The organism is Actinomycetospora lemnae, assembly GCF_028737315.1.
In the GTDB taxonomy this organism is placed as follows: Bacteria; Actinomycetota; Actinomycetes; order Mycobacteriales; family Pseudonocardiaceae; genus Actinomycetospora; species Actinomycetospora lemnae.
This window is the reverse complement of sequence record NZ_JAQZAO010000010.1, coordinates 72,663-95,139: the sequence shown is the minus strand read 5'-3', so window position 1 is coordinate 95,139 and position 22,477 is coordinate 72,663. Positions and strand designations below refer to the sequence as shown.

The window sequence follows — 22,477 nt, the reverse complement described above, 5'->3', positions numbered from 1 at the left end:
GCTGGCTGCTCCTCGAGGTGGAAGGAGCACGACCATGGCGACCGTCATGGAACGACGCAGGACCGGGTGGGACGTGGTGCTCGGGATCCTGCTGCTGCTGGCCGGGTTGTTCGTGCTGGGCAACGCGGTGATCGCGACCTTCCTGTCCGTCCTGTTCCTCGGATGGATCGCGATCGGGTCGGGTGTGGTCACCGTCGTCGGGGCGTTCGTCCGCCGCGAGTCGGGCGTGTCGTGGTCGGCCGCGCTCGGCGGGGCCGTGCTCATCGTCCTCGGCGTGATCATGGTGCGTGACCCGCTCGCGGGCGCCGCGGGCCTCACGCTGCTGGCCGGCGCGCTCTTCCTGGCCGTCGGGCTGACCCGACTCTTCGCCGCGACGCAGGTGCCCGCGGCCCGCGTGGTCCTGATCGTCAGCGGCATCCTGTCGATCGCCCTGGGCCTGATCGTGCTGTTCAACCTCACGATCGCGGTGCCGTCCCTGCTGGGGCTCCTGCTCGGTGTCCAGGTCCTGATCGAGGGCGCGACGATCCTCGTCGCCGGCCGGCTGCGGCCGGCCGCGTGACCGCCCCGACCGACGCCTCGTGATCACGGTGCCGTCGCCGAAGGAGGCGAGGATGTCCGGCAGGCACGAGACGGGGGAGCCGGGAGCGCCGGCTCCCCCCGACGTCGTGGTCGGTCTCGCCGACGACGACGCGTCCTGGTCCGCCCTGCGCTGGGCGGTCGCGAGCGCGGCCCGGGCGGGCGGGGCCGTCCACGTGGTCCGGGCGGTCCGCAGTGCGGTCGAGCAGAACGTGGCCGGCTGCTCGGCCGGGACCGACCGGGCCCTGGCGGACGCCGAGCTGGCCGCCCTGGGGCGGCTCGCCGCGCGGGCGGCGGAGGTCGTCGGGGCCCCTGCGGCGCCGCCGGTGTCCCTGTCCCGGCGCCCGGGTCGCGCCGCCGACGTGCTCCTCGCCGCGGCGCGCGGCGGTGCGGCCGTCGTCGTGGGTCGGCCCGCCCGTCGGGGGCGGACGGTCGCGGCGCTGCTCCGCGGCGCGCCGGGCCCCGTCACGGTGGTGGGTCCGTCCCTCCGGGGCGACGGCGCCCGGCACGTCGTGGTCGGCGTCGACCCGACGGCGGGCTCGACGGCCGCCTCGGTCCCGGAGATCGTGGCGACGACGGTGGGGGAGGTGCTGCAGCAGAGCCGGGACGGGGATCGCGTGACCGTGGTGGCGGGCTTCCACCCGCTGCCCGTCCGGGGGGACTGGCCCCGCGGTTACCTGCCCTCGCCCACGGTCGACGAGCAGGTGCGCGCCGCCCGCGAGTCGACGCTGGCCGTGGTGACACCCGCGGTCCAGGGCCTCCGCCGGGACGGCGCGGGTCGCGGCGTCACCGTCGACGTCCTCGGGTGGCCCCAGGAGCCGGCGCGGGCCGTCCTCGGGGCCGCCCGCGACCTCGACGCCGACGAGCTGGTCGTCCCGCGGACCGGCGTCTGGTCGCCGTCCTCGCTGCTGCGACTGGTGCGGACCGCACCCTGTCCCGTCACCGCGGTGCCCGGCCCCGCGGCGCTGCGGACGACGATCCCTCGACCGCGGTCGGCGCCGGATCGGGGGGACGTCGCCGTCGCCCGCTGAGCGGGCGTGCCCGGGGCGCCGGCACCGCCGGGGTCGCCCCCGACGGTGCCGGCGGCCGTCGCTCAGCCTCCGCCGTCGGGTGACGGGACGATCGTCACCGGACAGGGCGGGTGGGCCAGGCAGTGCAGGCCGACCGAGCCCAGCACCAGGCTGCCCACCGCTCCCCGTCCGCGGTGACCGACGACCAACCGGTCCGCGCCGCGCGCAGCCTCGACGAGCACCCGGCCGGGCTCGCCCACCACCGCCCGCACCTCGATGTCGGGTGCCGATCGCAGCCGGCCGTGGAGCTCGGCGAGCAGGTCGTCGACCATCTCCCGTGCCGCGTGCTGCGCCGACGCGAGGATCTGGTCGGGGTCGGGCAGCGGCACGGCGGGCCACGCCCCGGTGCCCCAGGCCCCGATCTCGGCCGCGGACAGCGGGGCGGTGACCACCTGGACAGCATCCCCGCGGATGTCGGCGGCGAGGATCGCGGCCCGCAGCGCGGCGCGGGAGCCGGGGGAGCCGTCGACGCCGACGACCACGCGGCCGCGCCCGTCCTGCGGCGCGTCGGGGGCGGGACGGGGCTCGGCCGAGGTGGACATGGAGGTGCTCCTCTCGCATCGCGCCCGCACGAGGTGCGCGGCCGTCGCCCGCGACGATCGGCGATCGACGGCGCCGTGCTCAGGGCCGGAGGTCCCGCTGGTGGTCCCGCTGGTGGTCCCGCTTGGGCGGTGGGAGCGGTCGGTCGCCCGTCCTCCCGCGCTGGTCAGCGGCGGTGCCGGACGGGGATCTCGACGCGTCGGGCGGACGCCGGCGGCTCGGGCAGGGGGACGCGGACGGTGAGCACCCCGTCGGCGTAGGTCGCGGTGATCGTCGTCGGGTCGGTGCCCGGCGGCAGGGCGAGGTCGCGGGTGAAGACGCCCGTCCGCCGTTCGCGGCGCCGCAGCCGGCCGTGTCCCGGCTCGATCTCGCGCTCCGCCCGCAGGAGCAGCTCCCCGTCCTCCGCGGCGACGGTGATGGCGTCGGGGCTGAAGCCGGGCAGCTCCGCCTCGATGACCAGGGCGCCCTCCTCGACCCGCTCGTCGGTCGTGATCGAGGTCGAGCGCGGGTGACGGCCGAGCAGGCTGTCGGCGACGGGCGCGCCCAGCGTGTCGACGACGGCGCGGGCGCCGCGGGAGAGGAGACCGGTGACGCCGCTCGGCGTCGTCGCGGTGTCCTCGCCGTCCGTCGGTGCGGTCGTGGGGGTCGGCTCCTGCCCGTCGGGCTCCTCGGGCGCGGTCCGTCGTGCTCGGCTCGTGGTGGACATGGTGCTCCTCCGTGGGCGGCTCGGGTGTCGGACCCGGGGCACCAGCCCGCCACGCCGCGCGCCTGTTCGGCAGGGCCGGTGGACCCGGAGCTCGGCGGCCGAGGGGACCGCGGCCGCCGACGGTGTCCCCGCCGACGCCGGGCCCTTCGACCCTGACGGGGTCGTCCCGGCGCGGCCCACCGTCGCCGGGGGCGCGTGGGTCCTCGGATCTGCGCGGACGGTGGCCACGAGGAGGAGCTGATGGGACCGGGAGGCGCCTGGCGCAACGAGCTCGGCGCGACGATGACGTTGGTCGCGTCGCCCGAGGGGCTGCTGACCGGTGTCTACGAGTCGCACGTCGGACGGGCCGCCGGGCGCTACCCGCTGGCCGGGCGCTTCGACCCGGCACCGCCCGCGGACGCCCACGCAGCGGTGGGGTGGACGGTCGTGTGGAACAACGAGCTCGGCAACGCCCACTCGGTGACGACGTGGTGCGGCCGCTACGACGCCGACGCCGACCTGCTCCACGCCACCTGGCTGCTGACCGCGGAGGGCGCGGAGCACACCGGGTGGTGCTCCACGCGCGTGGGGCAGGATCTGTTCGTCCGTCTGGACGTGGCAGCGCAACCGCGGGCGGGTGCGTCGGCCGACGCCGCGCGGTGACGATGCCCCCGCCGCGTCTCGGCGCCGGGCAGGTCCGCCCCTGTCCGGGGGACCAACGGCCCTCGTCCGGCGCGCGGCGGCCTCCGAGCATCGACGCATGACCACAGCAGAGGAGTCCGGGACCACGCGGCAGGCCGGCCCGCCGGAGGCCGGCCCGCCGGAGGAGACCCCGGCCGGCCCGGCGACCGGGAGTCCCGGCGGCGTCCGGGTCGGCGAGGTCCTCGACCGCGAGCTGCGCCGGGGCGCGGCGATGGTCGGCCGGGTCCGCGACCGCCTGCCGACGAACCCGGTCCCGGTCTACCTCGGCGTCGCCGCGCTCGCGGTCACCGGTCTGGTGAGCTGGCCGGTCGCGGTGGCGGCGGGGTGCGGGTACGCCGCCTTCCGTCACTGGGAGCCCCGGCCGAGCGGGGTGCCCGCTCCGATGCCCTCGGCGGGCCGGCGATGACCGGCGGCATCGTCTGCGGCGTCAACGGCTCGACGAGCTCGCGGCGAGCCCTCCTCGAGGCGGTGCGCCGGGCCTCGGCGAGCGAGGACCGGGTGACCGTCGTGACCGCCTACGACGCCGTCGGCTACTTCTGGGGCGCGCTCGCCTCGCTGCCCGGAGGCGACCTGCTCCCCGTCCCCGACCCGTGCGGGGTCCGGGCCGCGGAGCAGGCGACGCTGCGGGCGTTCGTCGGCGAGGTGCTCGGTGACCGGCCCCCGGTCCCGATCGCGATCCGCGCCCTGCCCGGGCGCCCCGTCGACGTGCTCGTGCGGGAGTCCGCCGGCGCCGCGCAGCTCGTCGTGGGGCACGGCACGCGCCGCGGGCGCCTGACGTCGGTCGCCGCCGGGTGCGCACGCCGCGCCCGGTGTCCCGTGGCCGTCGTGGGCGCGGATGCGCCCGATCCGGAGCCCGTCGTCCCGTGACCACCCTGCTCTGGGTCCCGGTGGTGCTCCCGCCGGCACTCATGGTCCTGGCGCTCCTGCTCGACGTGCTCGACCGCCGACTCCCGCCCGGGCAGGGCGGCGTCGGTGCGCCCCTGCCGCCGGCGGTCGGCGACGGCCGGCGCCAGGGGCGCACCGAGCCCCGCGAGATCGTCGACGTGTCCGCGGCCTGAGGGTCACGATGCCCGGCTCGGGACGTTCGGCCCTGCCGGGTGGGTCCCGAGCGCGTCAGGGTCGCCGAACACCGACCCGCGGGCCCGAGACGGCCCTCGGTGCCGAGACCCCGACACGAACAGGTCCCGATGTCTGCTCCATCGTCGCTCCCCCCCTCGAGCCCGGCCGGTGAGGCCGGACCGGCCGACACCGGCGGTGACGACGACACCGTCCCGCACACCATCACGCGGCTCGTCGCGGAGTTCCCCGGGCGGCACGTCGCCGTGGTGTCGGCGACGGTGCTCCGGTGCCGTCGCGAGCTCGACGCGGTGCCGCCCGGTGCCCTTCCCGAGCTGCTCGAACGGCTCGCGCGCCAGCGTCTGCGCTCGACGGCCTGAGGTCCGCACGGGGTACCCGACCGCGAGCCGGCCCCCGAGCGTCAGGTCGCCCCTGCTCGCTCGGCGGCCTCGCGGCGCCCGGCCTCGGTGACGGTCCGTGTCAGGACCGCGCGGCGCGGGCGTCCGATCCCCAGCTCCTCGGGTAGCGGGTCGCGGTCGGCCGGGACCCACACGGGACCCTCCCGCCGCTGCAGGCGCGCGTCGATGCGGCGCGCCACGGTGACCAGTTCCTCCAGGCGGGCGAGCACCGCCCGCGCGGTCTCCTCGACGTCCTCCGGCCGGCGCTCCGGCCCGTCCCCGCGGCCGCCCGCCGCCCCCGTCACGCCCTCGTCCATCACTCCTCCTCCGGCTCCGTCGTGCCGAGCGTCGGGCGCCGGTCCGGGGCACGACAGGGCCCGCTGACGGCGCCCCTCGGGCCCTTCGTCCCTGACGGCGGCGCCCGCTCGGCGTGAGGGTCCCGGCAGGCCCGCCCGCCGGCGGGCCGGGGGAGGGGGAGGCATGGAGACGATCGTCAAGCCGGACCCGGTGCGCCGCGGCGCGCGGATGCCCGACTACGCGGCCGCGTGCCGGACCTTCTCCTGGGCCGAGGCCCGCGCGCAGATGAGCGGCCTCCCGGACGGGCGCGGTCTCAACATCGCGCACGAGGCGGTCGACCGGCACGCGGAGACGCGGGGGACCGCCGTCGCGCTGCGGATCCTGGGACGGGACGGGGCGACCACCGACATCACCTACGCGGACCTCCGGCGCCGCACCAGCCGTTTCGCGAACGCCCTGGGCATGCTCGGGGTGACACGCGGGGAGCGGGTGTTCACGCTGTTGCCCCGCACGCTCGACCTCTACGTGGCCGCGCTGGGGACCCTGAAGGCCGGGTGCGTGCTCTCGCCGCTGTTCTCGGCCTTCGGGCCGGAACCGGTCGCCGAGCGTCTGCGACTCGGGGAGGGCTGCGTCCTGGTGACGACGCCGCGCCTCTACGAGCGCCGGGTCCGGCCGGTGCGCGACGGCCTCCCGGCGCTGCGCCACGTGCTGCTCACCGGCGATCCCGCGGCGGGCCCCGACGACGGCGACGAGGGCTTCTCCTCGCTGGCACACCTGCTGGAGGCCGCCGACGACGCGTTCGCGATCCCGCCCACGGACCCGGAGGACACGGCGCTGCTGCACTTCACCAGCGGCACGACGGGTCGGCCGAAGGGGGCCGTCCACGTGCACGAGGCGGTGGTCGCCCACCACGCGACCGCGACCGCGGCGCTGGACCTCGGCGCGGACGACGTCTTCTGGTGCACCGCCGACCCCGGCTGGGTCACCGGCACCTCGTACGGGATCGTCGCGCCCCTCACCCACGGGGCGACGCTGCTGGTCGACGAGGGCGACTTCGACGCCGAGCGGTGGTACCGCGTCCTGGCCGACCAGCGCGTCACGGTCTGGTACACCGCCCCGACCGCGCTGCGGATGCTCCTGCGGCACGGCACCGACGCCGCCGCCCGCCACGACCTGTCGGCGCTGCGCCACGTCGCCAGCGTCGGGGAGCCCCTCAACGCCGAGGTCGTCCGGTGGTCGGCCGAGGCCCTGGGCACCCCGGTGCACGACAACTGGTGGCAGACCGAGACCGGCGCCATCATGATCAGCAACTTCGCCGCCGAGGACATCCGGCCCGGCTCGATGGGACGGCCGCTGCCGGGCATCGAGGCCGCAGTGCTCGAGCGGGGTCCCGACGGCCGCGCGCTGCGGGTGGACGGCGGCGTGCGCGAGGTGGTCGACCCCGGGACGGACGGCGAGCTGGCGTTGCGGGTCGGGTGGCCCTCGCTCTTCCGCGGCTACCTGGACCAGGAGGAGCGCTACGCCGCGTCGTTCGCGGACGGCTGGTACCTCACCGGGGACGTCGTGCGCCGTGACGCCGACGGCTGGTTCTGGTTCGCCGGCCGTGCCGACGACGTCATCAAGACCGCCGGGCACCTCGTGGGCCCGTTCGAGGTGGAGAGCGTCCTGATGGCGCACCCGGCGGTGGCCGAGGCCGCCGTCATCGGCAAGCCGGACCCCGTGGCGGGCGAGCTCGTCAAGGCCTTCGTCACGTTGCGTCCCGGCTGGGAGCCGGACGCGGCGCTGCACGACGAGCTGCTCGGGTTCGCCCGCCGCCGTCTCGGCAGCGTCGCCCCGAAGGAGCTCACCGTCGACCCGCACCTGCCCCACACCCGCAGCGGGAAGATCCTGCGGCGGCTCCTCAAGGCGCGCGAGCTCGGCCTGCCCGAGGGCGACCTGTCGACGGTGGAGACGTCATGACCGCGACGGTGGAGACCCGGCTCGCCCTCCTGCGCGCGATGGTGCGGATCCGGCGCTTCGAGGAACGCTGCGTCGAGCTCTACAGCACCGAGCGGATCCGCGGGTTCATGCACCTGTGCATCGGCGAGGAGGCCGTGGCCGTCGGTGTGCTGGGGGCGCTCGACGCCGGCGACGCCGTCGTGTCGACCTACCGCGAGCACGGGCACGCCCTGGCCCGCGGCGTGCCGATGTCGTCCGTCCTCGCCGAGATGTTCGGCCGCGTCACCGGGTGCAGTCGGGGTCGTGGCGGCTCGATGCACCTGTTCGACGCCGGCCGTCGCTTCTACGGCGGCAACGCCATCGTCGGCGGGGGGCTCCCGGTCGCGGTCGGCCTCGCCCTCGCCGACGCCCTCGCCGGCCGCCCCGCGGTGACCGCGTGCCTCTTCGGCGACGGGGCCGTGGCCGAGGGCGAGTTCCACGAGTGCCTGAACCTGGCGGCCCTCTGGCGCCTGCCCGTGGTCTTCTGCTGCGAGAACAACCGCTACGCGATGGGCACGGCCCTCGAGCGCGAGCACGCCCAGACCGACCTCGCCCTGCGGGCCGCCGCCTACGGCATGCCGGCGTGGGCCGTGGACGGCATGGACGTCCAGGCCGTGGCCGCCGCCGCCGAGCGCGCCGTCACCGCCGTCCGCGCGGGCGGCGGCCCCTGCTTCCTCGAGCTGCGCACCTACCGCTTCCGGGCGCACTCCATGTACGACCCCGACCGCTACCGCGACCGCGCCGAGGTGACGCGGTGGAAGGAGCAGGACCCGGTGGATCGCTGGCGGGACCTGCTGCTCGCCGACGGCGACCTCGACGAGGCCGGCTGGACCCGGCTCGTCGCCGAGGTCGACGAGGAGATCGACCAGGCCGTGACCCTCGCCGAGGCGGCACCGGTCGAACCGGTCGAGGACCTCACCCGGTTCGTCTACGCGGAACAGTCCGGAGTGTCGTCGTGAGCGCCGACGTGGACGCCGACGTGGACGCGGACGTGGACGCCACGGGCACGATCGGACCCGTCCGGACGACCTACCGCGAGGCGTTGCGGGAGGCGCTGCGGGAGGCGCTGCGCGAGGACGAGCGGGTGTTCCTCATGGGCGAGGACGTGGGCCGCTACGGCGGCTGCTTCGCGGTCAGCCTGGGCCTGCTCGAGGAGTTCGGCCCCGAGCGGGTGCGGGACACGCCGTTGTCCGAGTCGGCGTTCGTGGGCGCGGGCATCGGCGCGGCGCTGGGCGGGCGCCGGCCGATCGTCGAGATCATGACCGTCAACTTCAGCCTGCTCGCGCTCGACCAGATCCTCAACAACGCCGCGACCCTGTCGCACATGTCGGGCGGCCAGCTCGCGGTGCCGCTCGTCATCCGGATGACCACCGGCGCGGGACGCCAGCTCGCGGCCCAGCACTCGCACAGCCTCGAGGGGTGGTACGCGCACATCCCGGGCCTGCGCGTCGTCGCCCCGGCCACGGTCTCCGACGCCCGGGGGATGCTCGCCCCGGCGCTGGCCAGCCCCGACCCGGTGCTCCTGTTCGAGCACGCCGGTCTCTACGCGAGCGAGGGGGAGGCCGACGGCGGGCCGGTCGCCCTCGACGGGGCCGCCGTGCGGCGTGCCGGGACGGACGTCTCGATCGTGACCTACGGCGGCATGCTGCCCACGTCCCTCGCCGCCGCCGAGCGGCTCGCGGCGGAGGGGACGAGCGCCGAGGTCGTCGACCTGCGGTCACTGCGCCCGCTCGACGAGGACACGGTGCTCGCGTCGGTGGCCCGCACCCACCGGCTCGTGGTCGTCGACGAGGGCTGGCGCAGCGGGAGCCTCGCCGCGGAGGTCGCCGCGCGCGTCGCGGAGCAGGCCTTCTACGACCTCGATGCCCCGCCCGAGCGCGTGTGCTCCGCGGAGGTGCCCGTGCCCTACGCCGCGCACCTGGAACGGGCGACGCTGCCCGCCGTCGACGACGTCGTCGCCGCGGTGCGGCGGACGGTGGGGTGACGGGTGGGCGAGTTCCTCATGCCCTCGCTGGGGGCGGACATGGACAGCGGGACGCTCGTGGAGTGGTCGGTGGCGCCGGGCGACCGGGTCCACCGGGGCGATCTCGTCGCCGCGGTGGAGACCGAGAAGTCGGTCATCGACGTCGAGTGCTTCGAGGACGGTGTCGTCGAGCGCCTGCTCGTGCCCGTGGGCACCACGGTCCCCGTCGGGACGCCGCTCGCCGTGATCGCCGCGGACGTCGCAGCGGTCCCGGCGGTCCCAGCAGTCCCGGCGGTCCCAGCAGTCCCTGCGGCCCCAGCGGTACCGACGGCCCCAGCGGTCGAGGAGCTCCCGGCCGATGCGGGGGTTGTCGAGGCCGTACCGGTCCCGGCCGGGGCCTCGACGTACCCCCGGGCGACACCGCCCGTGCGCCAGTTCGCCAAGCGGCACGGGCTCGACGTCGCGGACCTGCCGGGCAGCGGGCACGACGGCACCGTGACCCGTGCCGACGTCCTGGCGGCGCTCGCGCAGGAGCCGCCGGAACCACCGGAGCCGCCGGAGGCACCGGAGCCGCCGGAGGCACCGGGGCCGCCGGGACCCGGGGCGACGGCGCCCCGCCCGCGGATCACGCCGTACGCCCGCCGCCTCGCCGCCGAGCGGGGTGCGGCGATCGAGGACCTGCAGCCGGGACGGGACGGCGTGGTCCGGGCACGCGACGTCCCCGCCGCGCCGCCGGCCGGACCCCCTCCGGTGCCGAGCTCCCCGGTCGCCGCGTCGGCGCGCCCGGCGCGCGTGGCCGCGGACGGCATGCGCGCGGCCATCGCGGCGCGCATGACCCGCTCACTGCGCGAGATCCCCCAGTACCACGTCGACGCCGTCCTCGAGCTGGGCGCGGCCCTCGACCACCTGCGCGAACGCAACCGGAGCGCCCCCGTCTCGGAGCGGATCGTGCCCGCGGCGCTGCTGCTGCACGCCGTCGCGCAGGCGGCGCGCCGGGTGCCCGAGCTCAACGGCCACTGGGTGGAGGGGACCGCCGTGCGTGCCGCGTCGGTCGACCTGGGCGTGGTCGTCTCGCTGCGCGAGGGCGGTCTGCTCGTGCCGACCATCCCGGCCGCCGACACCCTGGCGCTCCCCGACCTCATGAGGGCCCTGCGCGACGTCGTCACCCGCGCCCGCGCCGGTCGGCTGCGGTCCTCCGACGCCGCCGACGCCAGCATCACGGTCACCGACCTCGGCGAGACGGGGGGCCACACGGTCCACGGGCGGATCTTCCCGCCACAGGTGGCGCTGGTCGGTCTCGGCGCGGTCGTCCGCCGGCCGTGGGCCGACGGCGATCTGCTCGGGGTGCGCCCGACCGTCACGGCCACCCTCACCGGTGACCACCGCGCCACCGACGGCGTCGTCGGGGGCCGCTTCCTGCACGTGATCGACGACGTCCTGCACGACCCCGAGGAGTGGTCATGACCTCAGCCGACCCGGCCACCGACGCCGTCCGCACGCTGGTGCGCGACGGTCTGGCCCACGTCGCTCCCGGGCCCGAGCTCGATACGCTGCGCGACACCGACGACTTCCGCGACGTCCTCGAGCTCGACTCGCTGGACTTCCTCGCCTTCGTCGAGCACCTGTCCGGCACGGCGGGGGTGCGGATCGACGAGGACGACTATCCCCGCCTGCGGACGGTCGCGAGCGCCGCCGCGTTCCTCACCGCCGCGGGCGTCCGCTGATGATCGGCCCCCTGGACGCCCTGCGGACCCGGGCGGAGCGGACGGCGGCCGGGCGTACGAGACCCCCCATCGCCGTGACCGGGCCGCGCGACCTCGTGGCGATCGCACGGCCGGAGGGCGGGACCCGCGTGTCGTGGCAGATCCTGCGGGCCCGCGACGAGATGCCCGCCGCCACGTCCTGATCGACCGCTCGCGAGCACCCCACCACGGAGGAGCGCATGTCGACGACGCAGACCCGGACCGCTCGGGGCCCCGGCCACACCGGGCACGCCGCGCGCGTGGGGATCGCCGGTGGCGCGGCGGTGCTGTGGTTCGCCGCCACCGCCCTCGGTGTGCTCGACCTGCCGGCCTTCGTCGCCGTCGCCGTCCTCGGCCTGCTCGTGGCGCTCTCGGTCGAGCCCGACGCCCGTCACCCGCAGCGCGGCGTCGTCGCGTCCCGGCGCAACCTCGCCCTGGCGGTCCTCGCGGGCGTCGCGTTCGTCCCGGTCGCGATCGGCGCGGACCTCCTGCTCGGGAGGGTGCCCCTCGAGGACGGACCACTCGTCCTCGGCGCCCTCGCCGCGGTGTGCGTGGTGCTCCCGCGCCTGGCCGAGACGCGGGACCTCCCGGCGCCGGCGATCGTCGGGCACCGCGAGCTGATCCTGGGCGTGACCGCACTGGTCGCCGGTGTCCGCGCCCTCCGGGCGGGCGAGCTGGTGATCGCGATGGTCGCGTTCGCCGTCACCCTGCCCGTCGTGATGGCCGTGCGCCGCGTGCGCCTCGGTGCGTGCTCCCCGCGCCGGCTGACGGAGCGGGCCCACGGCCTGCAGGCGGCGAACCTCGGGATCTTCCTCGCGGTCCTCGCCGCCGCCGGGCTCCCCGGGACGCTCGTCGTCTGGCGGTCCTACCTCCCCGGCGCCGAACCGTTCGTCACCGTGGCGTTCTTCGCCGGCCTCGCCCTCGCCGCGGCCCTCGTCGCCGTGCCGAGGCCACGCGTCTCGGTCGTGACGAACGTGCTCGCCCTGCTCGGCTCGGTCGTCCTCGTCGCCCAGCTCGTGGGCACGGTCGGTGCGCCCCGCGATCCGGTCACGATCGGCCTGCCGTTGCCGGGCCGGTGGGACGCGATCTCCGCCGGGCGGAGCGCCCTCGTCAACAACCACTGGACGCTCACCGTGCAGCGCGACGCCGTCGACGTGGTCGTGCTCGTCGACGGCCGGACCCATCGCGGCGACGGGACCCGCCTGGAGGACTTCGCCGTGTTCGGACAGCCGGTGCTCGCCGTCGCCGACGGGCGGATCACCGAGGTCGTCGACGGCCTGCCGGATCTGCCGGTGGGTGGCTACACCCGCCGGGACATGGCCGGCAACCACGTGGTCCTCGACATCGGCGGAGGCCGCCACGTCCTCTACGGGCACCTCCGGCAGGGCAGCGTCCGCGTCCGGCCGGGCGAGGAGGTCCGGCGGGGCCAGGTGATCGGTCAGGTCGGTGACTCCGGCAGCTCCGGGGAGCCGCACCTGCACCTCCAGGTGCAGAACAGGCCGACCTTCGACGTCGAGGACCGGAGCATCCGCACGTTCCCGATCCTCTTCGCCGACGCGACCGTCGCCGACGTCCGGCGGGGCGACGCGGTGGCCCCGGCGGGCTGGTCAGTACCCGGGCGGTGACGCCGGCGGCGACGAGCAGGGCGAGCACGGCGACGCCGCGGCGAAGGACGGCGGCGGGGACACGGCGGCGTCGGTCGTCGCCTCGGCCCGGGCCCGGACCCCGCGCAGCATCTGCCGGGACATCACGAGGTCCGCGGGCACGACGAACGCCTGGTACAGCGCGGCCACCCACCACGGCCGCAGTCGGGCCCGGGTGCGGAACAGGAACCGGGTGCGGTCGGCGCCGACCGGCTCGAGGACGAACGCCCAGGAGAAGTCGATGGCCGCGCCCCAGCGCTCGGCCCAGCCCGGCGGCAGGTGCTCGGTGGAGTGCAGCACCAGGTGGCGCGACGGGTCGAGCCGCTCGACCACGAACGCGCAGTGCGCCTCGGGCGGCCCGTCGAGGATGCGGTCGCCGACCGCCAGGTGCTGCAGCTCGGGGCGCAGGGTGTCGGCGCTGGGGCCGTTGGCGGGGAAGAGCAACCGGTCGACCCAGCGCGCGGTGTACCACTGGCCGCGACCCCAGCCCATCTGCACCAGCCACGGCCAGATCCGCGAGGGCGGGGCGTCGATCGTGGCGGCGTGCGTGGTGACGATCTGCGGATCGGGGCAGAGGTCGTCGCCGGGCAGGGCGCGCTGCCGCTCGGCCCTCGTGCTCCCGGCGGTCCGGCCGAGGTGCGCCAGCGCGCCGTAGCCGACGGCCATCAGCGCCGCGGTGGCGAGCGGCCGGCCGACCCGCGTCATCGCCCGGACCCGTGTACGGGGTGCCGGTCGTCCGTGGTGTCGGTGTCGGTACGCACACGGGCACGGTGCCGGGGGGCCACGGACGGGCACAGGGACCCGGGGCGCCGACGCGGCGCCGAAGGACCCGGCCCGGGCGCCCGAGCGGCCCTGTCGTGGCCCCGGCGGGTGCCGGACGCTGCGGCCGTGTCCGACCCCGTGTCCTGTCCGCAGTGCGGGCGCGCCAACCGCATCCCGCCCACCGCGGCCGGCAGCCCCCGCTGCGGGCACTGCCGCGCGCCGCTGCCCTGGATCGTGGACGCCGACGACCAGGACTTCGCCGACCTCGCCGAGCGCGCTCGCCTGCCCGTCCTCGTCGATCTCTGGGCGGCGTGGTGCGGGCCGTGCCGCATGGTCGCCCCGGTCGTCGAGCGCGCGGCGCGGGAGTACGCCGGGCGGCTCAAGGTGGTCAAGGTCGACGTCGACCGGTCCCCGTCGGTGGCCGCCCGGTACGACGCCCGCAGCATCCCGATGCTCCTGCTCCTGCGCGACGGACGCGTCGTCGCGCGCCAGGTCGGCGCGGTCCCGGCCGACCGGCTCCTCGCGTGGATCGGCGCGGAGCTCGCGGGCCGGGACGCGGCGCACCGCTGACCGCGGCGTCCTGGGCGCGCCGCCACGCGGGGGACCTTCGGCCCGTCAGGCCGGTCCGCGGGCCCCGTCCCCTGCGCCCCGGACCGGGTCAGGGTCGGGACATGACGACCCGCACCTGGACGGTCACGGTGACGTTCGACGACGACGACGACCGCGCGACCTGGGCGCGCGCCGTCCTCGACAGCACGCCCGACGACGTGGTGGGCCCGGGGGAGGTGCTCGCCAGCGAGGGGCGGGCGGTCCGCTGGCCCGACCACCCCGCGGTGGCGATCATCGGCCACCAGGTGGCCGCGGCACGGGCGCTGGTCGAGCTGGGTCACCGGCTCGGCGACCACGCGCTCGAGGACGCCTTCGCCAACGCCTACGGCCGCCCGGCCCTGACGCCGCCGTCCACCACCGCGCCGTGACCACGGACGTCGACCAGGGCGGACCCGAGGACCGAGCGCGTCCGCCGCGGACCAGCGACGGCGCCGGTGGAGGAGGAGCGACGATGGAGACACGGTTGGACCTGCCGTACGCCGAGGCGGTGACCCGGGTGCGCGAGGCGCTCGCGGCCGAGGGTTTCGGCGTGCTGACCGAGATCGACGTGCGGGCCACGATGGACGCGAAGCTCGGGGTCGAGCTCGAGGACTACGTGATCCTCGGCGCGTGCAACCCCTCGCTGGCGTACCGGGCGCTCGAGGTCGACCGCTCGGTCGGCCTGCTGCTGCCCTGCACGGTGACGGTGCGGGCGGAGGGCGGGACGAGCCTGGTGGAGATGCTCGACCCGCGCGCGATGGTGACGATGACCGGCACCCCCGAGCTGTCACCGATCGCGGAGGAGGCACGCGCCCGCCTCGAGCGCGTCCGTGACGCCCTGGCCGGGGCGACCGCGACCGGAGCCCCGGCCGGACCCGGCGGGGGACGGCCCTGATGGACGCGACGGCGTGGGACGCGCGGTACGCCGACCGCGACCTGCTGTGGAGCGAGACGCCCAACTGGTGGGTGCACGAGGTCCTGGCGGGCCGGGCCACGGGCCGGGCGCTCGACCTCGCGTGCGGCGAGGGCCGCAACGCGGTGTGGCTGGCCGAGGAGGGGCGGGGGTGACGGGGGAGCCGACGCGCGATGCGGTCGACGCACTCGTCGAGCTCCGCCGCGAGCCCGGGCACCCGACACATCAGACGGACACGACACCACGAGGAGGCCGACGATGAAGGTCCTGGTCGGGTACGCCACGGCGCACGGGTCGACCCGCGAGATCGCGGAGCACGTCGGCGCCCGGTTGCGACGGTACGGCCTCGACGTCGAGGTCCAGGAGCTCGCCCACACGGCCGCCCCGGAGTCCTTCGACGCCTTCGTCATCGCCAGCGCCGTGCACGGCCAGCGCTGGCTGCCCGAGGCCCGGGCGTTCGTCGCCGAGCACGCCCCGGAGCTGGCCGCCAAGCCGGTCTGGCTCCTCAGCGTGGGGATGCCCGCCGCGCTGCGGTTCCCGTGGTCCCTGCTCGCGGGGATGCAGCCGGCGCTGCTGGTGGAGGAGCTCACCGACCGGGTCAGCTTCCGCGACCACCTCGTCGTCAGCGGGGTGATCCGCGACGACCACCTGCCGCTGCTCGGGTGGCTGCTGATGTTCGCCCTCACCCGCGGTGCCGGCGACTACCGCGACTGGGACCGCATCGACACCTGGACCGACGGGGTGGCCCGGGTGCTCACGACCCTGCCCGCCCCGACCGGTCGCCGTGACCGGGCGCCCGCCGCCCGGGCATGACGGCGACCCGCCCCGTCGCGTTCACCTCCGGCGGGCTCACCTGCCGCGGTCGCCTCCACCGGCCCGCCGGCGACGCGCCCGCGCCCTGCGTGGTCATGGCGCACGGGTTCTCCGGGACGATGGACGCGCTCCTCCCGTCCTACGCCGAACGCTTCGTGGCCGGCGGCCTCGCCGTGCTCCTCTTCGACTACCGCCACTTCGGGGAGAGCGACGGCTCCCCGCGCCAGCTGGTCGACGCGGCACGCCAGCGTGCCGATCTCCGCCGCGCCGTGGAGCTCGCCCGGGAGCAGCCCGAGGTGGACGGGGACGCCGTCGCGCTCTGGGGGTCGTCACTGGGCGGCAGCCACGTCGTCGAGCTCGCCGCCGACGACCCGTCGATCGCCGCCGTCGTCGCGAACGTCCCCGCCCTGGACGTGTGGCGGGGCCGGGGCGACCTGCGACGGGAGATGGCGCAGCGCGGGCTGGGATGGGGTGAGGTCGCCCGCGCCACCGCGCGGCTGGTCGCCGCGGCGGTGGTCGACGAGGCGCGCGGGCTCCTGCACCGGTCGCCGCACTACATCGCGGTCTTCGGACCGATGGACCGGGCGGTCTTCAGCGATCCCGGGCTCGCCGGGTGGTTCCACGACCTCGAGACGACCAGCCCCACCTGGGAGAACCGCGTGACCCCGCGCTTCCTGCTGCACGCCCCGCGGTACCGCGCGGGCACCATGGAGCGCCTCGGGATGCCGCTGCTCGTGACCCTGGCCCGGGACGACACGGAGATCTCGTGGCGCTTCGTCGCGGACCGGGCGGCGCGGGCGCCGCGCGCCGAGGTCAAGCTCCTCCCCGTCGGGCACTTCGACGTCTACCACGGGAGGACGTTCGACGAGGTCGCGGCCGAGCACCTCGCGTTCCTGCGTCGACACCTCATCGAGGATCGGCGTGCTCCGGAGCGCCTCGCCGCGTCCCCCCGGTGACCCGGAGCCCGGCGACGAGCAGGATCGCGGCGGCGACGAGGAGGACCACCGGCTGGAGCACGAAGTACCGCTGCATGACCAGCAGCTGGACCGCGATCCACCCGACCTGCAGCACGCCGGCGACCACGGACGCGGAGGGCGCGAGGTGGTGGCGGCGGAGCTCGAGGACCGCCGCGGCGAGCATCGGCACCGCGACCACGAGGAGCAGGGCGATCCCGGGCCAGCGCCAGCTGGTGAAGGGCGTGCCCGCGAGCCACGCGTCGCTCATGCCGAGCGTGCCCGTCAGGAGACCGATGCCGCCGTACACGGCACTCGCCCCGAGCAGGCCCTCGAGCAGGACGAGGACGCGGCGGGCCGCGTCCGCCTCGAGGCGGGGGATCGTGATCATGGTCGTTCCTCTCCGATGACCCTCGGCCGCGCGAGCAGGCGTGCGACGAGGCCGGCGACGACGGCGGCCGCGCCCGCGGCCGCGAAGCCGAGGGGGGTGGGTGTGGTGGTGCGCAGCAGGGCCATGAGGGGGGCGACGGTCACGGCGGCGACCTGGGCGAGCGCCGCGCCGCCGACCGCGATGAGCAGCCAGTCCGGGCCCGGCGACGTCGTGCCGCGTGGCCGTCGTGCCCGGAGCCCGACGGCGACGCCGAGCTGGGCGAGACCGAGCGTGACGAACGCGGCGCTGCGCGGCTCCGGATCGCCGACGAGGACCAGGACGGCCACGGTCAGCGCGGCCACCACCGCGCCCACCACCAGCACCCCGACCCAGAGGCCGCCCGCGAGCACGGAGGCACCGGGCCGGCGTGGACCCGTCGCCATCGCGCCCGGTTCGGAGGGCTCGGTGCCGAACGCGACGCCGGGCAGGCCGTGGGTGAGCAGGTTGATCCACAGGATCTGGCCCGGCAGCAGCGGCAGCGCCACCCCGATCACCGGGCCGGCGAGCATGACGAGGACCTCGGCCAGGCCACCGGCCAGCGCGTAGGCGAGGAAGCGACGGACGTTGGTGTGGATGCGCCGGCCCTCGTCGACGGCGGCCACCACGGTGTTCAGGTCGTCGTCGGCGAGCACGAGGTCGGCGGCCTGGCGGGCGACCTCGGTGCCGCGGCGACCCATGGCGACCCCGATGTCGGCCCGCCGCAGCGCCGGCCCGTCGTTGACGCCGTCGCCGGTCATCGCCACCACCTGGCCGCGGGACTGCCATCCGGCGACGAGGTCGAGCTTGCGCTCCGGCCGGCAGCGCGCGACGACGTCGGCGTCGAGCAGGTCGCCGTCGTGGCCCGCGCCGTCGGGGACGGCCACCCGCGCGGGACGTCCCCCCGGCCCGGTGAGGCCCACCTGCGCGGCGACCGTGGCGGCGGTGCCGGGGTGGTCGCCGGTGAGGACCACCGTGCGGATGCCCGCGCGGTGGCAGCCGGCGAGGGCGTCGCGCGCCGCCTCCCGCGGCAGGTCCCGGAGGGCGAGGACGCCGAGGACGTCGAGGCCCTGCCCGACGTCGGCGTCCTCGTCCCCGTCACCCGGGACGTCGGCCCGGCGGCCGGTGGCCACGACGATGACCCGCAGCCCGCGGGTCGCGGCGTCCTCGGCCCACCGCCGGGCGTGGTCGGCCCGCTCGGACGTCCCGGGCGGCGGCAGCACCGTCTCGGGCGCGCCCTTGTCCACGACGAGGACCGCATCGTCCCCGCCGTCGGACCCGCCGTCGTGCCAGGTCGTCATGCGACGGCGGACCGCGTCGAAAGGCACCGCCCCCCGCCGCGGGTGGTGGGCCCGCACCGCGGCGACGTCGACCCCTCGGGAGCGCGCCCAGTCGACGAGCGCAGCCTCGAGCGGGTCGGTCCCCGGCCCGGCGTCGGCGTCGGGCACGGCGGGGGCGTCGTTGCACAGGACCGCCGCCCGGGCCAGCTCGTCGAGGTCCTGCTCGGGCCACGTCTCGGCCACGCGGAGCCGGCCCTCGGTGAGGGTGCCGGTCTTGTCGGTGGCGAGCAGGGTGACCGCGCCGAGGGTCTCGACGGCGGGCAGGCTCCGCGCGACCGCGTGCCGCTCGGCCATCCGCCGGGCGCCGAGGGCGAGCCCGAGGGTGACGACGACGGGCAGCGACTCGGGCACGGCCGCCACCGCGAGGCTCAGCGCGGCGACGAGCATGAGCACCGGGGGCTCGCCGCGCAGGAGACCGAGGGCGAACACGACCGCGCAGGCCACGACGGCCGCGAGGGCGAGCCGGCGTCCGAGGGCCGCGAGCTGGTGCTGCAGCGGGGTCCGCCGCGAGCGGGTGCGCACGAGGCCCTCGGCGATGCGTCCCATGGCCGAGGACGGCCCGGTCGACCCGACGAGGACCTCGCCCCGCCCACGGGTGACGACGCTGCCGGAGAGGACCTCCGTCCCGGGACGGTGGGCCTCGACGGGGAGCGACTCCCCGGTGATGGCGGCCTCGTCGAGCTGCAGCGACTCGCCCCAGAGGACCGTGCCGTCGGCCGCGAGCACGTCCCCGGCGGCCACGGCGAGGACGTCGCCGGGCACGACCTCCCGGGCCGGCACCGTCCGCACCGTACCCTCGCGCCGGACCCGGGCGCGGGCCGCGCCGAGCCGGTCGAGGGCCTCGACGGAGCGGTCCGCGCGGATCTCCTGCACCACGCCGACGGTGGTGTTGCCGAGCACGACGAGCAGCACGACCGCGGTGTCGGCGTGGTCGCCGATGGCGGTGGTGACGGCGGCGACCACGAGGAGGACCAGCACCAGCGGGTCCGTCAGCTGGGCGAGCACCCGGCGTGCCGCCGAGCGCCGCGGCGGGCGCGGGAGCTCGTTCGGGCCCTCCCGCACCAGGCGCACCGCGGCCTCGGCGTCGGTGAGCCCCTCCCGGGAGGCGATGGTCGTCACGGCACCCGACGGTGCGCGGGGGTCGCTGCGCGGACCAGGGCCGGAGGTCACGGGCGGGGAGAGCCGCGCAGCACGGCGAGCAGACCCCGGTCGTGCTCGCGGGTGAGCAGGACCAGCGCCAGGGCGACGAGCGGGACGTTCGCCAGCTCGTACCACGACATCAGCGGAGCCAGCGCGATCATGAACACCACCGCGGCGACCAGGCCCACGCGCACCGCGCGACCGGCGGAGAGCACGAGGACGGCCACCCCGACCTCGAACACCACGAGGGCCACCGCGAGCGGGGTCGCCCACGGCACGACCAGGTCGAGCACCAGGCGGTCGACGCCCGGCCACGCGACGGCGGCGACCCCGCGGTAGGCGTCGGTGGCGTGGGGCGCGACCACCACCGCGTTGTACGCCGCCATCGCGAGGAAGAAGCCGCCGAACGCGAGGCGGGCCGCCGTCGTCCACGGCCCCGCCGGGCGTCGCCCCGGACGCGCACGGCCCCGTCGGTACGCGGCCCGTGCGGTGCTCGTCGTCATGCTCGCCCCCCTGCGTCGGTGTCGGCGTCGACGGTTCCGCGCCGGGGCGGCCGTTGCCCACGGGCGGAGGGCCCCGCCGGGGCGGCCGTTCGGTCATCGCGTGGACCGGTCGCACGTCCCGGCCGGAGGTGCCGGGCGGCGGGCCCCGGCGGTCCCGTGATCGTCGGGACGTTCGACCCTGTCCACGGTGGCCGCGACGGTCGATGCTGGTCGGCGTGGACCTCGTCGCGCGCCTCGGGCGGCCGTCGCCGGTCCCGCCCCTGACCGACCACGGGGCGTCGTCGTCACGTCCCCGGGTCCGTCCTCGCGAACCCGCAGAGCTGCAGTGGAGGATAGTGCCGTGATCACGGTGTTCCTGGTGGACGACCACGAGGTGGTGCGGCGGGGTGTCGCCGACCTGCTCGACGCCCAGGACGACCTCGAGGTCGTCGGCGGTGCCGGGTCGGTGGCCGAGGCGTTGGCGCGGATCCCGGCGTTGCGCCCGCGGGTGGCGGTGCTGGACGTGCGGCTGCCCGACGGGACGGGGATCGAGCTGTGCCGGGAGCTGCGCTCCCGGATGCCGGAGCTGGCGTGTCTCATGCTGACCTCGTTCACCGACGAGCAGGCGATGTTCGACGCGGTGCTGGCGGGGGCCTCGGGCTACGTCATCAAGGACGTGCGCGGGAACGACATCGTCAACGCGGTGCGGGAGGTGGGCTCCGGGCGGTCGCTGCTGGACGGGCGCGCCGCGTCGGCGCTGATGAACCGCTTCCGGACGCGCACCGAGGCGCCGGACCCGCTGGCGGAGCTGACCGCCAAGGAGCGGGAGGTGCTGGGCTACATCGGCGAGGGGCTGACCAACCGGGAGATCGGCCAGCGGATGTTCCTGGCGGAGAAGACGGTGAAGAACTACGTCTCGGCCCTGCTCTCCAAGCTGGGGATGCAGCGCCGGGTGCAGGCCGCGGTCCTGGCCAACAAGGTCAAGAGCGAGGAGGCCGGCTGACGGTGGCCCCGGCCTGACCGGGTCACGGTCCGGCGGTACGGCTCATCGGTCACGGCTCGGCGGCGAGCAGGCGCAGCTCGTCCTCGATGGCGCGGGCGAGCACGTCGAGGTCCTCGACCGATTCGTCGCCGGTGAGCCCGACGACCAGCCCGCCGCGGTAGGTCATGATCGAGACCCCGATCTGCGCGGTGCTGCCGATCGGGACGTAGGGAATGATCTCGAGGAGCTCGCGGCCCAGGCCGAAGAGCGTCTCGCGCGGTCCCGGCACGTCGGTGGCGACCGTGACGACCGACCGCTGGGACATCCGGGAGGCCCACCGCACACCGCGACCGACCAGGGCGTAGGGCTCGTGACGGACCATCTCGGTGATCAGGAGGCCGGCCTCGGCCTCGTGGGCGGCCTTGCACGCCTCCAGCTCCGCGACGGTCGCGGCCAGCCGCTCGACGGGGTCGTCGACCTCGACGGGCAGCTGCGGCAGCAGGAGCGAGACCTGGTTGCCGCGGGACGCCTCGTCGCCCCGGGCCCGCACCGAGACCGGCACCAGGGTCCGGACCGCCGCGCGGACGGGCTCCTCGCTGCGGGAGCGCAGCAGCGTGCGGAAGCCCGCGGTGACCGCCGCGAGCACCACGTCGTTGAACGTCCCGCCGTACCGGTGCCGGATCGCCCGGACGTCGTCGACCCGGCCGCGGGCGACGGCGTAGTGCCGCGGCCGGTGGCGCGGGCCGGTCAGCGAGGACGGCGCGGTCGGCCACAGGCTCGTCAGCAGGGCGGTGCCGCCCCGCGCGAGGGCGGCGACGCGGCGCCCGCCCTCGCCGGGGTGGACGAGCAGCGCGGCGGCGTCCCGCGCCACCGCCAGCGGCTGGGCGAGCAGGTCGCGGGCCGCGTGCACCAGCAGGGCGGCGGCCGACGGCTCCCGCAGCGGGGCGGGTGTGGGCGCGGCGGGCGGGCGCGGTGTCGGCCCGGTGTCGAGCACGACGCCGTAGAGGTCGGTGCCGGACACGCCGTCGACCATGCAGTGGTGGACCTGGGAGATCAGGGCCCACCGGCCGTCGGCGAGCCCCTCGACCAGCCAGTAGCGCCACAGCGGGCGGTCCCGGTCGAGACGCGCGGCCATCACCCGGCCCATGAGCGCCGTCAGCTCGGCGTCGCCGCCCGGCGCCGGCAGCGCCACACGGACGAGGTGGTGCCGCAGGGCGAAGTCCGGGTCGTCGACCCACACGGGGGGCCCGAGGTCGAGGGGCACCCGCCGCACCTTCTGCCGGTAGCGGGGGATGAGCGGGAGGCGCCCGGCCAGGTGCGCCGCGAACTCCTCAACGGCCGGCGCCGGCCCGGCGAACACGGCGATCGAGGCGATCGCCATGGACACCTCGGGCTCGGCGTCCTCGAGCTCGAGGAAGGCCGCGTCCAGCGGGGTCATCGGCTCCGCGG

At 76.7% G+C, this 22,477-nt stretch carries 28 protein-coding genes; 20 read left to right on the top strand and 8 right to left on the bottom strand.

Annotated features, from left to right (window positions below):
- Positions 1-34 precede the first annotated feature (34 nt).
- On the top strand, positions 35-559 hold the full coding sequence (locus tag PGB27_RS21830) for an HdeD family acid-resistance protein (RefSeq protein ID WP_274202524.1): 525 nt from the start codon (positions 35-37) through the stop codon (positions 557-559).
- Positions 560-611: 52 nt separating this feature from the next.
- Complete coding sequence (locus PGB27_RS21825; protein WP_274202523.1) at positions 612-1,607, top strand: universal stress protein; 996 nt, start codon at positions 612-614, stop codon at positions 1,605-1,607.
- 62 nt (positions 1,608-1,669) lie between these two features.
- Here the strand turns inward: PGB27_RS21825 and PGB27_RS21820 are convergent, their stop codons facing one another.
- Both PGB27_RS21820 and PGB27_RS21815 read right to left on the bottom strand, forming a co-directional pair.
- Positions 1,670-2,188 (bottom strand): universal stress protein, encoded by a 519-nt coding sequence (locus PGB27_RS21820; RefSeq protein ID WP_274202522.1) that lies wholly within the window; start codon positions 2,186-2,188, stop codon positions 1,670-1,672.
- Positions 2,189-2,352: 164 nt separating this feature from the next.
- The gene (locus PGB27_RS21815; RefSeq protein WP_274202521.1) at positions 2,353-2,892 is read right to left on the bottom strand and encodes an Hsp20 family protein; all 540 of its coding nucleotides are present in this window, start codon (positions 2,890-2,892) and stop codon (positions 2,353-2,355) included.
- Between the two features lie 240 nt (positions 2,893-3,132).
- On the opposite strand from PGB27_RS21815, the gene PGB27_RS21810 reads away from it, so the two are divergent.
- The 5 genes from PGB27_RS21810 (at position 3,133) to PGB27_RS21790 (ending at position 5,009) form a co-directional block, all read left to right on the top strand.
- Entirely contained in the window at positions 3,133-3,534 is a 402-nt protein-coding gene (locus PGB27_RS21810; protein ID WP_274202520.1) for an avidin/streptavidin family protein, read from the top strand.
- A gap of 97 nt (positions 3,535-3,631) precedes the next feature.
- On the top strand, positions 3,632-3,979 hold the full coding sequence (locus PGB27_RS21805; RefSeq protein WP_274202519.1) for a hypothetical protein: 348 nt from the start codon (positions 3,632-3,634) through the stop codon (positions 3,977-3,979).
- The gene (locus tag PGB27_RS21800) at positions 3,976-4,440 is read left to right on the top strand and encodes a universal stress protein (protein ID WP_274202518.1); all 465 of its coding nucleotides are present in this window, start codon (positions 3,976-3,978) and stop codon (positions 4,438-4,440) included. The genes PGB27_RS21805 and PGB27_RS21800 overlap by 4 nt, the downstream gene beginning before the upstream one ends.
- Positions 4,437-4,631 carry a hypothetical protein gene (locus tag PGB27_RS21795; RefSeq protein WP_274202517.1) on the top strand — a complete coding sequence of 65 codons (195 nt, stop codon included), beginning with the start codon at positions 4,437-4,439 and terminating at the stop codon, positions 4,629-4,631. Before PGB27_RS21800 ends, PGB27_RS21795 begins: the two co-directional genes overlap by 4 nt.
- 129 nt (positions 4,632-4,760) lie before the next feature.
- A complete protein-coding gene (locus tag PGB27_RS21790) occupies positions 4,761-5,009 on the top strand; it encodes a hypothetical protein (RefSeq protein ID WP_274202516.1) in 249 nt (82 codons plus the stop codon).
- A gap of 41 nt (positions 5,010-5,050) precedes the next feature.
- On the opposite strand, the gene PGB27_RS21785 is transcribed toward PGB27_RS21790, so the two are convergent.
- On the bottom strand, positions 5,051-5,344 hold the full coding sequence (locus PGB27_RS21785) for a hypothetical protein (protein ID WP_274202515.1): 294 nt from the start codon (positions 5,342-5,344) through the stop codon (positions 5,051-5,053).
- 163 nt (positions 5,345-5,507) lie between these two features.
- On the opposite strand from PGB27_RS21785, the gene acsA reads away from it, so the two are divergent.
- The 6 genes from acsA (at position 5,508) to PGB27_RS21755 (ending at position 12,631) form a co-directional block, all read left to right on the top strand.
- Positions 5,508-7,283, top strand: coding sequence for an acetate--CoA ligase (acsA, locus tag PGB27_RS21780; RefSeq protein ID WP_274202514.1), 1,776 nt, complete (start codon positions 5,508-5,510; stop codon positions 7,281-7,283).
- Entirely contained in the window at positions 7,280-8,260 is a 981-nt protein-coding gene (pdhA, locus tag PGB27_RS21775; RefSeq protein ID WP_274202513.1) for a pyruvate dehydrogenase (acetyl-transferring) E1 component subunit alpha, read from the top strand. The genes acsA and pdhA overlap by 4 nt, the downstream gene beginning before the upstream one ends.
- 50 nt (positions 8,261-8,310) lie before the next feature.
- Positions 8,311-9,285 carry an alpha-ketoacid dehydrogenase subunit beta gene (locus tag PGB27_RS21770; protein WP_274202667.1) on the top strand — a complete coding sequence of 325 codons (975 nt, stop codon included), beginning with the start codon at positions 8,311-8,313 and terminating at the stop codon, positions 9,283-9,285.
- Between the two features lie 3 nt (positions 9,286-9,288).
- Complete coding sequence (locus PGB27_RS21765; RefSeq protein ID WP_274202512.1) at positions 9,289-10,728, top strand: dihydrolipoamide acetyltransferase family protein; 1,440 nt, start codon at positions 9,289-9,291, stop codon at positions 10,726-10,728.
- Positions 10,725-10,988: a phosphopantetheine-binding protein gene (locus PGB27_RS21760; RefSeq protein ID WP_274202511.1), complete on the top strand. Its 264-nt coding sequence runs from the start codon at positions 10,725-10,727 to the stop codon at positions 10,986-10,988. The genes PGB27_RS21765 and PGB27_RS21760 overlap by 4 nt, the downstream gene beginning before the upstream one ends.
- Positions 10,989-11,206: 218 nt before the next feature.
- Entirely contained in the window at positions 11,207-12,631 is a 1,425-nt protein-coding gene (locus PGB27_RS21755) for a M23 family metallopeptidase (RefSeq protein ID WP_274202510.1), read from the top strand.
- Here PGB27_RS21755 and PGB27_RS21750 read toward each other — a convergent pair.
- On the bottom strand, positions 12,614-13,354 hold the full coding sequence (locus tag PGB27_RS21750) for an SRPBCC family protein (RefSeq protein ID WP_274202509.1): 741 nt from the start codon (positions 13,352-13,354) through the stop codon (positions 12,614-12,616). The genes PGB27_RS21755 and PGB27_RS21750 overlap by 18 nt on opposite strands.
- Positions 13,355-13,537: 183 nt before the next feature.
- On the opposite strand from PGB27_RS21750, the gene trxA reads away from it, so the two are divergent.
- The 6 genes from trxA to PGB27_RS21720 all read left to right on the top strand — a co-directional run bounded on the left by trxA (position 13,538) and on the right by PGB27_RS21720 (position 16,681).
- Positions 13,538-13,981 carry a thioredoxin gene (trxA, locus tag PGB27_RS21745; protein ID WP_274202508.1) on the top strand — a complete coding sequence of 148 codons (444 nt, stop codon included), beginning with the start codon at positions 13,538-13,540 and terminating at the stop codon, positions 13,979-13,981.
- Between the two features lie 101 nt (positions 13,982-14,082).
- On the top strand, positions 14,083-14,388 hold the full coding sequence (locus PGB27_RS21740) for a dsRBD fold-containing protein (protein WP_274202507.1): 306 nt from the start codon (positions 14,083-14,085) through the stop codon (positions 14,386-14,388).
- Positions 14,389-14,471: 83 nt separating this feature from the next.
- Positions 14,472-14,894, top strand: a complete 423-nt coding sequence (locus PGB27_RS21735) for a DUF302 domain-containing protein (RefSeq protein WP_274202506.1) — start codon at positions 14,472-14,474, stop codon at positions 14,892-14,894.
- Positions 14,894-15,067 carry a methyltransferase domain-containing protein gene (locus PGB27_RS21730; protein ID WP_274202505.1) on the top strand — a complete coding sequence of 58 codons (174 nt, stop codon included), beginning with the start codon at positions 14,894-14,896 and terminating at the stop codon, positions 15,065-15,067. Before PGB27_RS21735 ends, PGB27_RS21730 begins: the two co-directional genes overlap by 1 nt.
- Before the next feature lie 103 nt (positions 15,068-15,170).
- Positions 15,171-15,725 (top strand): flavodoxin domain-containing protein, encoded by a 555-nt coding sequence (locus PGB27_RS21725; RefSeq protein ID WP_274202504.1) that lies wholly within the window; start codon positions 15,171-15,173, stop codon positions 15,723-15,725.
- Positions 15,722-16,681 (top strand): alpha/beta hydrolase, encoded by a 960-nt coding sequence (locus tag PGB27_RS21720; RefSeq protein ID WP_274202503.1) that lies wholly within the window; start codon positions 15,722-15,724, stop codon positions 16,679-16,681. The genes PGB27_RS21725 and PGB27_RS21720 overlap by 4 nt, the downstream gene beginning before the upstream one ends.
- Here PGB27_RS21720 and PGB27_RS21715 read toward each other — a convergent pair.
- From PGB27_RS21715 to PGB27_RS21705, 3 genes are read right to left on the bottom strand one after another with little or no spacing between them, the layout of a single operon-like run.
- On the bottom strand, positions 16,632-17,069 hold the full coding sequence (locus tag PGB27_RS21715; protein ID WP_274202502.1) for a hypothetical protein: 438 nt from the start codon (positions 17,067-17,069) through the stop codon (positions 16,632-16,634). The genes PGB27_RS21720 and PGB27_RS21715 overlap by 50 nt on opposite strands.
- Positions 17,066-19,543 carry a cation-translocating P-type ATPase gene (locus tag PGB27_RS21710; protein WP_274202501.1) on the bottom strand — a complete coding sequence of 826 codons (2,478 nt, stop codon included), beginning with the start codon at positions 19,541-19,543 and terminating at the stop codon, positions 17,066-17,068. Before PGB27_RS21710 ends, PGB27_RS21715 begins: the two co-directional genes overlap by 4 nt.
- 47 nt (positions 19,544-19,590) lie before the next feature.
- Positions 19,591-20,067: a hypothetical protein gene (locus PGB27_RS21705; protein ID WP_274202500.1), complete on the bottom strand. Its 477-nt coding sequence runs from the start codon at positions 20,065-20,067 to the stop codon at positions 19,591-19,593.
- Between the two features lie 340 nt (positions 20,068-20,407).
- On the opposite strand from PGB27_RS21705, the gene PGB27_RS21700 reads away from it, so the two are divergent.
- Positions 20,408-21,049 carry a response regulator transcription factor gene (locus PGB27_RS21700; protein ID WP_274202499.1) on the top strand — a complete coding sequence of 214 codons (642 nt, stop codon included), beginning with the start codon at positions 20,408-20,410 and terminating at the stop codon, positions 21,047-21,049.
- A 49-nt stretch (positions 21,050-21,098) separates the two neighbouring features.
- Here the strand turns inward: PGB27_RS21700 and PGB27_RS21695 are convergent, their stop codons facing one another.
- Complete coding sequence (locus PGB27_RS21695) at positions 21,099-22,466, bottom strand: wax ester/triacylglycerol synthase family O-acyltransferase (protein ID WP_274202498.1); 1,368 nt, start codon at positions 22,464-22,466, stop codon at positions 21,099-21,101.
- Positions 22,467-22,477: the final 11 nt, after the last annotated feature.